Annotated in this window: 12 protein-coding genes; 3 read left to right on the forward strand and 9 right to left on the reverse strand. The window is 66.6% G+C overall.

Annotation, left to right across the window (positions count from 1 at the left end; genetic code table 11):
• Positions 1-14: 14 nt before the first annotated feature.
• Together ACH4UK_RS06095 and ACH4UK_RS06100 are read right to left on the reverse strand one after the other, a co-directional pair.
• The gene (locus ACH4UK_RS06095; protein WP_398354767.1) at positions 15-1,055 is read right to left on the reverse strand and encodes a YDG/SRA domain-containing protein; all 1,041 of its coding nucleotides are present in this window, start codon (positions 1,053-1,055) and stop codon (positions 15-17) included.
• Positions 1,056-1,205: 150 nt separating this feature from the next.
• The gene (locus ACH4UK_RS06100; protein WP_398354941.1) at positions 1,206-2,573 is read right to left on the reverse strand and encodes a hypothetical protein; all 1,368 of its coding nucleotides are present in this window, start codon (positions 2,571-2,573) and stop codon (positions 1,206-1,208) included.
• Between the two features lie 797 nt (positions 2,574-3,370).
• Here ACH4UK_RS06100 and ACH4UK_RS06105 point away from each other — a divergent pair.
• The 3 genes from ACH4UK_RS06105 (at position 3,371) to ACH4UK_RS06115 (ending at position 5,094) form a co-directional block, all read left to right on the forward strand.
• Complete coding sequence (locus tag ACH4UK_RS06105) at positions 3,371-3,613, forward strand: DUF397 domain-containing protein (RefSeq protein ID WP_398354768.1); 243 nt, start codon at positions 3,371-3,373, stop codon at positions 3,611-3,613.
• Between the two features lie 90 nt (positions 3,614-3,703).
• A complete protein-coding gene (locus ACH4UK_RS06110; protein WP_398354769.1) occupies positions 3,704-4,153 on the forward strand; it encodes a hypothetical protein in 450 nt (149 codons plus the stop codon).
• A 41-nt stretch (positions 4,154-4,194) separates the two neighbouring features.
• Entirely contained in the window at positions 4,195-5,094 is a 900-nt protein-coding gene (locus ACH4UK_RS06115; RefSeq protein WP_398354770.1) for a JmjC domain-containing protein, read from the forward strand.
• An 87-nt stretch (positions 5,095-5,181) separates the two neighbouring features.
• Here the strand turns inward: ACH4UK_RS06115 and ACH4UK_RS06120 are convergent, their stop codons facing one another.
• The 7 genes from ACH4UK_RS06120 to ACH4UK_RS06150 form a co-directional block, all read right to left on the reverse strand.
• Positions 5,182-5,409, reverse strand: coding sequence for a hypothetical protein (locus ACH4UK_RS06120; protein ID WP_398354771.1), 228 nt, complete (start codon positions 5,407-5,409; stop codon positions 5,182-5,184).
• 91 nt (positions 5,410-5,500) lie between these two features.
• Positions 5,501-6,406 (reverse strand): class I SAM-dependent methyltransferase, encoded by a 906-nt coding sequence (locus ACH4UK_RS06125; protein WP_398354772.1) that lies wholly within the window; start codon positions 6,404-6,406, stop codon positions 5,501-5,503.
• Positions 6,403-7,704 (reverse strand): MFS transporter, encoded by a 1,302-nt coding sequence (locus tag ACH4UK_RS06130; protein WP_398354773.1) that lies wholly within the window; start codon positions 7,702-7,704, stop codon positions 6,403-6,405. Before ACH4UK_RS06130 ends, ACH4UK_RS06125 begins: the two co-directional genes overlap by 4 nt.
• On the reverse strand, positions 7,701-9,359 hold the full coding sequence (locus tag ACH4UK_RS06135; RefSeq protein WP_398354774.1) for an ABC transporter substrate-binding protein: 1,659 nt from the start codon (positions 9,357-9,359) through the stop codon (positions 7,701-7,703). The genes ACH4UK_RS06130 and ACH4UK_RS06135 overlap by 4 nt, the downstream gene beginning before the upstream one ends.
• Positions 9,360-9,368: 9 nt before the next feature.
• A complete protein-coding gene (locus ACH4UK_RS06140) occupies positions 9,369-10,583 on the reverse strand; it encodes a formylglycine-generating enzyme family protein (RefSeq protein ID WP_398354775.1) in 1,215 nt (404 codons plus the stop codon).
• A gap of 119 nt (positions 10,584-10,702) precedes the next feature.
• A complete protein-coding gene (locus ACH4UK_RS06145; protein ID WP_398354776.1) occupies positions 10,703-11,485 on the reverse strand; it encodes a phytanoyl-CoA dioxygenase family protein in 783 nt (260 codons plus the stop codon).
• Between the two features lie 33 nt (positions 11,486-11,518).
• Entirely contained in the window at positions 11,519-12,703 is a 1,185-nt protein-coding gene (locus tag ACH4UK_RS06150; RefSeq protein ID WP_398354777.1) for an SUMF1/EgtB/PvdO family nonheme iron enzyme, read from the reverse strand.
• Between the last annotated feature and the right edge of the window lie 238 nt (positions 12,704-12,941).

Consider the following 12,941-nt stretch of genomic DNA (forward strand, 5'->3'; position numbering starts at 1 on the left):
TCGACAGTAGATCCTTAAATATCGCACCCATCGAGAATATTCCAGAATCGACGATGCGCACGGATGAAACGTTCCTGCACTCGATGACCACTCACCATGCGAAGCGGCACGACACTCGATCCAGATTCAGTCGCAAATCGATCAACGACCTGGAAATCATCGGTGAGGTACAGGGCTCCACGGTCAAGCTTCACATGACAATTGGGGCACAGGCAGAGAACGTTGCCGTCGACGTCCGGACCTCCCTGAGGGCCGCCGAGAGCATGAATATGAGCACCTTCAGCGTAATTCATTCCACTCGAATTTATCCGTAGCGGAGTTCGACAAACCTGACAGATATAACCATGCAGGCGCTTTACACGCCGAGTAACAGCAGATTTTCGAACGATGCGCTCCACAGATGTGGAGCGCCTACGAACAGGCTCACCATCCGTTTCCTCGTCGCCGCCAACTCCTTGCGCGCTAACATGAAGGAGTTCACGGATCTGCTGCTCAAAAGAGGTAAGCTCTTGCCATTCATCACCCAAACGATGCAACACGAATCGGCAGATCTTAAATCCCGACCTACCCGTCTCGGACCAGTCTTCAACCACCTTATACAAACCGTCGTACCGATACCCACTCACTGGAGAGTACGCACGCTCACCAGCGCTCCCTCGTATAACTCGGACGAAGTTCCCCTTCACCCGACTTCGCCGAAGGCTTGAGTTTCCTTTGTTATCCCATGTCTGATCGGAGGTTTGCTTGGTAGAGTTTCTCGTCTTCCCTCCGGCACCCGTATAAATGACCTCTTGCCAATTATCTACGTCATCTTCGTACCCCTTATTGAGCACAATCGCGTCGGCAGCTCGCTCGCCGTCGTCGTCACGCCCCCACGAGATGCCAGCCTCGTTCTCTTTGTGTAGTTTGGCCGCTTTGACCTCTTCTCTCGACTCGAAGGCGGCACCGGGAGGGACATCGTTCACATGTCCAAAGACAGCTCGATAGGCAGGCATGAAGACATGCTGCCGACCTGAGGGGATACGAACGAAGCCACGAACTGCGCGATAGAGCATCCGGCTCAATTTGTTCGAACAATGACCTGATTCAAACGTTGCAGACCTGCCGCCGGCACCCTGCGACCAGGTAACCGCCAGCCCCAAGAACCAAGAGGCCCTATCTCTATCCCGCGTGGAGCGATCGCTCTTTAGGCTGGCGGCGAAGACTTACGCCTTCATCCCCGCCACCTGCCGCGACCGCTCCTGGAGCTCGCGTGCAGCCCGGATCTTGCCGTACGGCGCGATGCGCTTGCGCATGGTTGTGAAGTGCTCGTCACCGCGTGCCGAGGAAAGCCCCACGTAGGCGTCGAGGAAGACGCCCCACGTGGTGCAGGCCTCCTCGATATGGCCGAACTCGAACTGCCGTTGAGCCATGACCGCGTTGGCGTGGAGTCGCCCTTGCCTCTCCTGCTTGGGCTGCGCTCGGAGTGAAGTCTTCAATGCTGCGATGGAGCCCGGCAGATCACGTGTCTCGTACAGAACGTGGGCCACGTGAAACTGGTAGGCGGACTGGTCGTAGCCTCCGATCGACTCCCGCCTGGAATCGGCTTTGGAGAGCGCGGATTCCGCCTCACGCAACCTCTCAAAGGCAGCACGGCGGTCTCCGACCATCGAGGCGGCGTGGGCCTGCTGCCCGCGGAGGAAGGCCACCAAACGAGGCCCTGCATCCGGTGCCGCCTCAGCTGCCGAGTCGGCGAACTCCAGTGCCCTCTGGCCGTACCGCAGATTGGATGCCTGAAGGCTCATGCCGCGCAAGGTGCGGCAGTACGTCACGTGGTCGGATGCTTCCTGGGCAAGGCGCAGCGCCTTCACGTAATACTGCTGGCCGAGGCCGTGAGCGCGCTCGTACATGGCCATCCAGCCGGTGAGGTAGGTCAGGTCGGACGCGGCGGAGAGCATGTCGCGTCGAACCGGTCCGGTAGCGGCGGCACGTAGGTACGGTGCCACGGTGTTGACGAGGAACGCGGCAGCCATCGGGCGAGCGTGTCCGGCGCCGAGCTCGTCGAGAATGTCCGCGATTCGGTCCGTCATCGAGCGGACAGTCGCCACCTCTGCCGCACCGATGCGCCCGGTCGGCCGGACCGAGCGCTCCCGTTCCTCGGCATAGGCCTCACCTGCAAAGAGAGGGACGGCAAGGGCAGCCGAGTACAGGCTTGCTGCGAGAACTCCGCGCCGCGAGGGGTCCATGTCAGCCCTTCCGAGATCCAAGAGGGAGTCAGCTGTGCCTACGGAGTCCGCTGACAGGCCCTTCGGCGAGCGCAGTCCTGCTTCGATATAGGTCACCGGACGGCCGAGCTTCCGTTCGAGCACTTCGACGATCACTGGCCGGACCTGTGCTCGCGGCTGCGTCCCGCTCAGCCAGTGCGAAACGGCGGATTGGTCGTACTTCAACGCCAGGCCCGCTTCTCCAGCCGTGCGATTCACGGCGTTCGCAAGCTGCGTCCGGGACCATCCGGCCTGTTCAAGAAGGTTCTCAAGGCCTGAGTTGCGGTCGCTCCTAGGTGCCACGGGCACACCAACTCCCCGGAAATTCATGGCTTTCACGGTTACGCCTGTCTCCAACGGTACCGGGATGAGCACGGCGCGCAGTTATCTCTACACAGAACGCGATCAAAAGCGGCCATGAGCGGAGATGCCTAGTGACCGACGTGACGAAGACATGCAGCGCAGCAGGCGCAGGCCGCCCCAAGGCGGTAGCGGCAGGTGAGGAGGCGGACACGGAGCACGAGGTGCGGCGCGTACTTGCCTTCCGGCTCGGTACGACCACCCGCGCGGAACTCGACGACTCGGCAGTTTCCTTGCGCGGCCGGGCGGAAGCCCTCGCCGGCGCTCTGTCGGTGGGAGCACGAGGCATGAGTGGGACTGACCGCGGCTACCTCCTGGAGGTCACCTTCCTCCTCGACAACCCTCCGGCTCCGGAAGCCCTGTCACACGAGGTCCACTCCCACGTCCGAGCGCTGGCCCGGGTTCTTCGGAAGCTCGCTGCGATGAACGACATCGACCATGCAGCAATGGCAATTTCATCCCGACCGCCCCTTCCTGTACGGCCGGTTCCAGGGCGAAGGCGAGGCACGGGACGGTGAGCGAGCGGGCTCGACAGATCGGATATGTCGTCTGCCTTGCCGCCATCGGCTCGTCGATCATCGCGGCGGTCTGGTCAGGCCGGTAGCCAGGGCACCCTTCCGCGCGCCGCAGCCCTGAACAGCACACGCCATCAGCCTCACAAACTCCCGCCCGACTGTCTCCATGGACGGTCGGCAGCCGGGCGGGGCCATGAGCACGACGGTGCGGAGACCGTATCTCCGCGACATCAGCACCGGAAGGACTCTCCCATGAACGGGAATCTCTACGCACTACCGATCCCGCCGGACGACCTCTTCGCCACCTACTGCGGCGGCAACGCCGGTGGCTCCAACGAGACCTGCGTGAGTCTCGCCGCGATCCCCGGGGCCGAGGCCTCTTTCGTCATCCGTGACAGCAAGCCCGAGGGGGCGGGCAGGGAGCTGCGCTTCACCGAGGCCGAGCTCGACGGCTTCGCCACCTGGTGGGTCAGGACGAGGGGCTTGGCGCTCTAACCTGGCTCCTTTCCTGAGCACGAAGCACCACGCAGTGGGCCGGACCGGGCAGTCTCCGGACCGGCCCTTCTCCCCTAGCGAAGGGCGCAGATGACCTGGTCAGGACACTGGCACGGATACGGTCCGTGGACCGGCAGCAGGGACGCGTACGGCCAGGAGGCCCTACGCCGTCCGGGTGCAGAACTGAACTCCGAACACACCCGCGCCTTCGTCGCCTCGACGATGCCGCCCCTCATGACCGGGCATTGGCTCATGCGGCAGAACCAGACCGCTACGGACCGCACATGGACCCGTGTGGTGGGCGCCGTCACGTGGCTGAAGAGCACGTACGAGGCGAATCCCCCTGCGGAGAGGGACGACGGAGGCCGCGCCTACGTCACCCTCGAACACAAGATCGTGCACGCGATGGACTCCCTTCCCCGAGGGGTCGACGTCTGCTGGGTGCACTACACCAAGTCCCAGAGCCTGATCTCCTTCTCGGTGGTGTGCTGCCTCAACCACCACCACCCCGACCTCCCGTGCCCCCTCACGCCCGCCTGACCTCCGTACCCCTTCGGTGACGTGAAGCGAGGAAGCCATCCGTGTCACTCAACCTCTTACTGCCCGAACCGGGCGTGACAGCGCTCCTGACCTCCTGGCCGGACAAGCCATGCGTGTACGAACGCAAGGCCGGCGAGCTGGACCGTGTGATCAACCCGGAGAGCATCGACCACTATCTGGAAACCGGGTGCGTGCCCGCCGACGAGATCGCCGTCGTGATCGACGGTGCCGTACTCCACCCTGACCGCCATCGAACGGCGGGCCGGACCGACCCGGCGAAGCTACGGAGCCTCTACGAGGACGGCCATACGATCCGGCTCGGCAACCTCCAGCGGGTCGTCCCCTTCCTGGCGGACGTCTCCCGCGGCATTCAGCAGGAGACCGGTTTCAGCAACTACCTGCACGCCTTCGTGACCCCACCCGGCCGCCAGGGCCTGCTCCACCACTGGGACCAGCAGATGGCCGTCATCGTGCAGATCGCGGGCATCAAGCGGTGGCAGCTCTGGCGCCCGATGTTTGCCTCCCCGATGCGGGAGTACCAGGAATCCTTCCGCGTCTGGGACCCCGGCTTCATCCCGCGGTGGGAGGCCGCGGGACCCGATCTGGAGGTCGATCTCCGGCCGGGTCAGTCCTTGCTCTTGCCAAGAGGGTGGGTGCACCACCCTCATACGCTCGACGCACAGGCCCGCAGCATCCATCTGACGTTCGCGATCCGGGAACGTACGCCGGTCTGGGTCGTGGAGAAGCTCGTCGGCGGTGTGATCGAGAAGGATGCGTTCCGGCGGGTCATCCTGCCCGGCGAGATCACGGAGCAGCACCTACCCCAACGTGTGCGTGACGTCCGTCAGGCCCTGATCGAGCACTTGACTGGTCTCGACGTGGACGACTTCGCGCGGTTCCTGATCCGAGCCGCGGTATCGGAGAAGGAGTACTCCACGTAAGCCGCTGAGAGAGAAGCCGACCGAGCGGAAGTGGCGTGGTCGGCAGCACGGGCTGCCTCACGCCGCTCCGGTATCAATGCGGCATCCTCAGAACCGGTCGACCTTTTCACCCTCCGGGACCTGATAGCAGCCGGAGACGACCATCAGGTTCAGGCTTGGCGTCCCACCCTTCGCAAAATGGGTGATCTTGACGCTGTGCTTCTTCTTTTCGTTGTCGGCCGTGAGCTGGATACTCTTGTTCTTGCTTGTATTAGGGCCGTACTCGACGATTTTCCAGCCGTGCTGGGGAAGCTCCTCCTTGAGCCGCTCCATCACGCCGTCAAGCTGGTCGGCCGATGCCGGAGTGAAGCTCCGGGGGCGCGCGCTGCGCCCGGGTTCGTCGGCACCGTTCGGCAGTTGTCCTGGTTCACCACCGCTTGACGAGAACCGAGAGCAGCAAGGCACCCCGGTCGTGGCCGGCGTAACGCAGCATCAGGCGATCGACGAGGTTCGCGGGCTGGAAGTACAGCCCCTGCCAGGCAGACTCGCCCGGGATGCCCAGTGAGCCGAGGAACATGGCCGACCCCAGCGTGGCGACGTCGAAGCCCTCCGCCTTCGCGGCTTCCACCAAGTGCTCGGGGGAAAGAGGCTCCTCGACGGGTGACAGGCCCTCCTGCGGTTCTCCCTCCGGCGTTCCCTGCGTCGTACGACCGGTGGTGGCCAGCCAGTTCATCAGCTTCTCGGCCGGCTCGAAGAGGTTCCCGGCGTAGCGGGCGTTGGGTTCCCGTACGATCAGCCGCCCGCCGGGGCGCAGGACACGCGCCGCTTCCCTCAGTGCGCGCCGCCATTCCGGGAGATGGTGGAGTACGCCGGAGCAGACGATTCCGTCGATCGTCCCGTCCTTGACGGGCAGGTTCCGGATGTCGGATCGCAGGGCGACGCCCCGCTCGGGCGGGAAGCTCTCGCGGGCGTACTCCAGCATTCCGGCGGAACGGTCCACCGCGATCACGCGACGGGTCGACGACGCCAGGTGTTCGGCCACGCGGCCCGTGCCGCTGCCGAGGTCCAGGACGATGCCTTCCGGCGTCCTCTCCTGGATCCAGTCGAGGAGCCACGCTTCCGAGATCTTCGTACGGGGGATCTCGCAGTAGGCCTGATAGTGCGGGGCTTCCTTGTCGTGGAAGTTCTCGTCGATGACGGATTCCTCGTCATCGGGCAGATCCAGGGCCTCGAAGAGCGGCACGCCGCCCGCTGTGGCATCGAGCCGTTGGATGCGGTCCCGCACCGCGAGCGCGGTGAACCAGGAGACATCGGGTTCGTTTCGCTGATTCATCCAGCACTCCCAGACATTGAGTAGTCCGTCACTTCGCTCTTCTTCTGCCGTGCCATGAACGAGATCAGGACGCCCACCGCGGCGAGGACCACGCCGACGGTCAGGATGCTGTTCGAGGCTCCGAGCAGTCCGACGGCGGCTCCACCCGCGAACGTGCCCAGGGGCGAGGCGACGCTGGTCATCGACCCGTAATAGGAACTGACTTCGTTGAGTTGTGCGGGCGGTAGCTCGCGCTGCATGACCGTGCTGACGATCGGGCCGTAGGGCGCGTAGGAGAGGCCTCCGAGGAACATGGCCAGCAGCGCCACGTAGTAGTGCACGGGCATCGCGACGATGAACATCGCAACGCCCCAGCCCGCGGCGCTGAGGGCTGCGATCCGGACCTGGGCGAGGCCGGTGAAACGGCCGGCCACGACGCCGCCGACCACGGCCCCCAGGCCGAAGGCGCTCCAGAGGATGCCCAGCGCCGAACCGGTCGACAGACCGAACGACCGCTCCTCCGCCATCAGGGGAAGCCCCACGACGAAGGGCCCGTACAGAAGGTAGAAGACGGCCGTCAGGCCGAACAGCGCGCCGATTCCGGGGACTCGGAGCGATCCCAGGACGCCCATCGCCTTTGCCTTCGCCGGCTCGGGATCGGGCACGGGCTCGGCGTCACCGCCCATGGTCCGGTCCGTGGCCTTCGGTCGCCTCGTCACCGCGGCCCGGGGTATCAGCAGCAGGGACCCGGCGAAGAAGAGGAAGCTCAGCGCGTCCAGGCCGAGGGCCAGCCCCGGGCCGAACCACGCGCAGAGGAATCCGGCGGTGACGGGGCCGATCAGGGAGGCCGACTGGACGGCCAGCCCGACGAGGGAGTTCGCCGCGAAGAGCTGACCCTCCGGTGCGAGGTCCCGCACGATGGCCCTCGCGCCGGTCCCGTTGAGGGGGCGCGTGACCGAGGACATCGCCAACAGCACCGCGCACCAGGTGAAGCTCAGGCTGTCCATGACGGCCAGCAGCGCGACGAGGCCCAGGAGCGCGCCGCGCCACACGTTGTCCACCAGCAGCATGGTGCGCCCGCTCAGACCTCCGATGCGGCGGGCCATGAGCACGCCGCTGACCATGCTCGGGATCAGATAGGCCCCTGCGGCGACGGCGATGCCCATGGGGCGTTCGTCGGCCGGGAGCAGGTCGATCGCGAGCATGACGATCGTGATGTCCGTCATCGCGTCGCCGACGCTCGATACGGATTCGCCGATGAAGTACCGCCGGAAGGGCTTGTTCCCCAGCTGAGCGCGGTAGCTTCCGATCGCCGTCATGAGAGGGCCCCTTCGGATCCCTCGCGGAGCCGGAAGCTGCTGAAGTCGAGGATGTTGCCCATCTCGTTCTTCAGCCGTACGCCTTCCCAGCGGTCGGCGTAGGTCAGGTAGCTGACCTTGCCCGGGACGGCCACGAACAGCGACTGCTCCCGGCAGTGGTCGGAGATGCGCCGGTAGCGCTCACCGGCCTGCTCCTCCGTCGCCTGCTGGGCGCGGGCCAGGAGATCGGCGAGTACGGGGCCGGAGATGCCGAGAACGCTCGGCAGCGGGGCGCGTTCGTCGAGCATCGTCGACGCGAAGGCATAGGGGTGCGGGTAGTCGGCCGACCATCCGAGCCATGTCAGCGGACTGAGTCCGTCATAGAGCGAACTCATCAGCGCGACGAAGTCGAGCGCCTCGATCTCCACCACGATCGCGGGATGGACCTGGCGCAACCCTTCCGCCATGATCTCCGCCGCCCGGACGCGCGAGATGTTGGCCGCGTGGGTGTGCATCACCAGCCGGAGTCCCTTGCGCGCCGCCTCGCCTCCCCACGCCTGCTCGAACTCCGCCCGCGCGAGGTCGAGATCGTACGGTGCGAGTGCCGACGCGCCACCGGGGAGGGCCGGGAGCGGGAAGGGCACCGGGTGGCTCAGGCTCTCGCCGTCGAGGACGTCCTTGATGTACCGGTCGTGGTCGAAGGCGTGGCCGAGCATGCGCCTCAGGTGGAGGTCGGAGAACGCGTCCGGCCTGATGCCGTCCGGGCCGAACGCGCCGGAGCCGAGGGCGGGAGAGCCCTTCGCCACGTTCTGGTTGATGAAGCCCACCGGCGTGATGCTCCACTCGCCGGGCTGCTTCTCCAGCACGATGCCGCCGAGATCGCCGAGGCGCTCCCGGGACTCCGGCTGGCAGACCGAGAAGTCGCTCTTCCCGGTCAGCAACTGGTCCTCCCGCACGAAGCGGTCATCCTCCGAGCGGAGCGTCACCTCGACGGGCGTGTCCTCACGGTGCGACCAGTGCGCGTCGTGACGGGTGAACCGCATGAAGCGCTCGTCGCGGTCCCACTCCGCCAACGCGTACGGGCCGGTGCCGTTCGTCGTGGCGTCGATCGCGCTGGTCCCGGCGTTGATGAACCGGGGGATCGACGCGGTGTCGCCGTCCCAGCCGCCGGCCGCCACCGCCCAGTCCTGACTCATCACGAGGGACCACTCGACGAGGAACGCGGCCAGCGGGTTGAAGTTCCCGCGCAGCTTCAGCAGCAGTCCGTCGCTCGTCACGTGGATCCGGTCGGCCATGGCGGTGGCCACCTCGGCGTCGAGCTCCGTCAGCGGCTCGCCCAGCAGGGCATCGCTCCACAGCGACGCGGGGCCGTTGGCGGTGATCGCCATGCGCCGCAGGGAGTAGCCGACGTCGTGCGGGGTCATGGCCGATCCGTCCTGGAAGCGGACACCGGCGCGCACGGGCAGCGTCGCCCATATCTCCGTCCCCCGCTCCTCCAGGACCGGCAGCGCCTCGGCCAGCGCGGGCTCGATCACCCGGTCCGGGGACAGCCGGTACAACCCGTCGTAGATGTTGACGAGGGGATGCCTGGACGCCGTGTCGAACGCCTTGTGCGGATCCAGCGTGGCCGGTTCGTCGAACGCGCCGATGACCAGGCTGGGCGATGTCTTGTTCACTGGGTGAGGTCACTCCCCGTTCGGTTCGATGACGCAGCGGAAGCCGGTCTCCGGACCGTGCTGCAGTACGTGCTTGGCCACCCGGGTCCCACTGCTCAGCTCCTCCGCCGCAGTGGCCCAACTCCCGCCCTTGACGCAGGCGGTGAGGGTCCAGTTGCCCGTGGTGTCGGGATAGGAGGCCGCGCCGACGAAGGGAGTGATCTCGTTGCCGTCGAGGTAACGGGTCCGCGTCCACTCCCAGACGTTCCCGAGGAGGTCCATGACTCCGGCTCCGGAGCCTCCCCGCGGGTGTGCGCCGACCTTACTGGTCAGCTCCGCGAGGTCGGCGCTGAGGTACACCTGAGTGAGGTCGCCGCTGCCGGGCTCCCGGAACCGAGCGTGCGCCGGTGTGGGCGCCTCTTCGCCCCAGGGGTGGCCGTGCCCGGCGGAGAGCTCCGCCGCGCGCTCCCACTGAGCCGCGCTGGGAAGCTTCTTCCCCCTCCAGGTGGCGTACGCCCAGGCGTCGAACCAGGAGACATGGGTGACGGGGTGGTCCAGCAGGGCTTCGCGCCGGTCCTGCGGCACATGGCGCAGGACGTCGTGGTCGTGCTGCGCGTCCTGGCCGGGGTGGCTCCACAGGGGGCCGTGCTCGGCGACCGCCTCGACGAAGCGCGCGTAGTCCGCCCAGGTGACCGGGTGGGCGTCCACGTAGAAGGCTCGCGGGCCGGGGGTGGGTCCTGCCGGAATCTCGATCATTCCCGCGGTGTCGAAGTCGACGCTCTGCGCGTCGGGGCGTCGGCCGCCGCTGCTCATGACGAGCCTGTCGCGCTCCGCGCCGGGGTCGTCGTGCCGGCCGATCAGCGAGGAGAGGGCCGTCACCCCGGCGTTGTGCCGGGCGTCTCCGGGCGCGGAGGTGACTCCGTCGAACGCTGCGGCGGACCGGCCGGCCGCGATGAAGACCTCGTCGATGGTGCTGAGGGAGCCGTGTTCGCGGATCGCGCCGAGCGCTGCGACCGAGACGCGGTCGTCGGCGTCGTTGACCGCCCAGGCCAGCAATTCCGCGGCTTCCTCGTCCTCGGGATGTCCGGCAGCCACCCGCAGGACGGCGAGCCGTGCGGCGGCACAGGGGTGCAGGGCGCCGATGGCCCACAGGTCGTCGGCCGGGGCGCGGCCCTCGGCGACGGCGTGCGCCAGGGTGGCCACGGCCGCGAGGAGTTCGTCCACCGGGGGCGACGTCGGGGTCATGGGCTGTAGGAGGGCCCATGCCTCGGCCTCGGTTGCGGCCTCGGCTTCCGTTGCGGCCTTGGCTTCGGTTGCGGCCTCTGCTGCGGTTTCGGCAAGCGGGGCAGACGGGGCAGACGGGTTCACGAAGTCTCCTCGGATGCGGCGCTGACGAAGAGCGAGTCTGCGGCGGATATGTGCTCGTAGCGAGAGGAACCGGCGTTGTCGGCCACCGCGCCGCGGCCGGCGCAGTAGTAGAAGTACAGCGTCGCCCGCCGGTCGTCCCGGCGCGGCATCGCCTCGGATCCGTGGTAGATCCACTCGTGGTGGCAGACGAGATCGCCCGCCCCCACCTCGATGTAGAAGGGCTCGGGAGCCACCGGGCCGACCGGGTTTCGATGCGATCCGGGAATGACGGCGAGACAGCCGTTGAACCGGTTGGAGTCATTGAGGTAGACGCCTGCGGTGAACGCCGGCGAGAGTTCATGGCCGGGCGGGAAGTCACCGTGCCAGCGAATACGCGAGTAGCCGCTTCGCGACTCACCCGTCTTCAACTGCCATACGACGCCGTTGAGTGAATTCTCCAGCAGCTGGTGCCGATCGCTGCCCAGGCCGGTGCGGACAGCGTCCATCGCGCTCGAACCAGCGAGCCCGGCAGCCGTCGCCGACTGTTCGGTGAAATAGTTGAGGCGGTGGTAGTAGGCGATCCGGCCGCTCTCGTCTCGCGCCACCGGAATCGCCTTGTCGATCCGCTCGGCAGGAATTTTCCCGTCGCGAATCATCTCTTGATAGGCGTCGGCCTCCGCAGTGATCCGGGCGACCTCATCAGGGCTGAGGAACCCCTCGTAGACGACGAAGCCGTTCTCTTCGTAGAAGGCTTTTTCTTTTGCTGTCACTTCACCGGAGAAGTGGTAACGCCCAGGCATGATGACTCCGTAGTTGCTTGCTGTCTCAGAGAATCACGAGCGGTCGCAGTCGCAGACGCATCTGAACCCGATCTCGAAGTGCCGGTCGAGGGCCAGATCACGCCCGCGGAAGGCGACGGACACCTGCTCCGGGAGGGAGGTCCACGTACCTCCCTTGATGACGGCGTAGGAGCGCTGGTCGTAGATCACGTCGAGGGCGTCCCGGCCGGCGTCGAGCGGGCTGAACGGCGGGCCGTCCGACGAGGTGGCGGTCCACTCCCACACGTTGCCCGACATGTCGCGGACGCCGTACGGGCTCTCGCTGCCCGCGATCCCCCGGGGGACGGTGGTGAGCGCGGGCGAGGAGTCCAGGACCTCCAGGAGATGCTCCCGCCAGGCCTCGACGCCCGCCCAGCCGGGCTCGGCCCGGAACGACGAGGCATGCGTGCGGGTGGGGTCGAAGGTGTCGCCCCAGGGATACGCGCGGCCGTCGGGGCCCTGGGCCGCCGCTTGCCATTCGGTCTCGTTCGGCAGCCGTTTGCCGTGGGCCCTCGCGTAGGCGTAGGCGTCGAACCAGTCGACGCCGGTCGCCGGATGGCCGGGACCGCTGGACCTGTCCAGCAGCGTGTTCCTCAGGTGGATCTTGTCGGGCTGCTCGGCGGGGTGGCAGTACGTGTGACCGGTGGCCGCGGCGCTGATCGCGAAGGCGTCGTACTCGGCGTTGCTGACGGGCAACACATCGATCATGAAGTCCCCGCAGGCGCGCTCCTCCTGGGGATCGTCCCAGTCGAACACCAGCGAGTCCCGGTCGAAGGCCCGGGGCGGTCCGCCCAGGACGAAACCGGCGGGCACGCGCACCATGCCGTCGTGGACGTGAGTGCCGGCGCGCTCCGCGTCCTGGGGCGCCGCCGCCGGATACGCGTTCAGGTCGTAGCCGTCGGGGAAGATCTCGTCTTCCAGCTTGGCCAGGGAATCGGGGTCCGCGGTGCCGGCTATGGCGGAAATGGCGCGCAGCGCCACGGCGTGGCCGATCCCGACGGGCTTTCCCGCCTCATGGCTGAGGCGGCGACTCGCCCGGCCGACGATGAGGAAGAGCTCGGGCAGCGCCTCGGTGAGCCGGAGGCGCCCGGCGAGATGCAGTGCGTCAAAGGCGACGAAGTCTTCATAATCATGCGTCAGCCAGGTCACCGCGTCGCGAACGTCCGCATGGTTCGGAGCGCGCAGAACGAGAGAGTTCATCAAGGACTGTCGAACCCATGGCATTTCATGCATAGCAGCCGCAGCGGCAATATTGCTGATGTCCTGCTCGGGTGCCTTACGTACGGCGGAGGTCAGTTCGGTGAGCCCGGATGCGATACGGACACTGTCCCCTGCGGCACCGGCCTTCGACAACTCCGCCAGGGTGGAAATCCATTCAGTCAATTCATCCCCCAAAATGGAATCGGGCACACAGGCAGCGCCTGTGTGCCCGATGCGA

The sequence above is a fragment of the Streptomyces sp. NPDC020884 genome (assembly GCF_044333935.1).
Classification (GTDB): Bacteria; Actinomycetota; Actinomycetes; order Streptomycetales; family Streptomycetaceae; genus Streptomyces.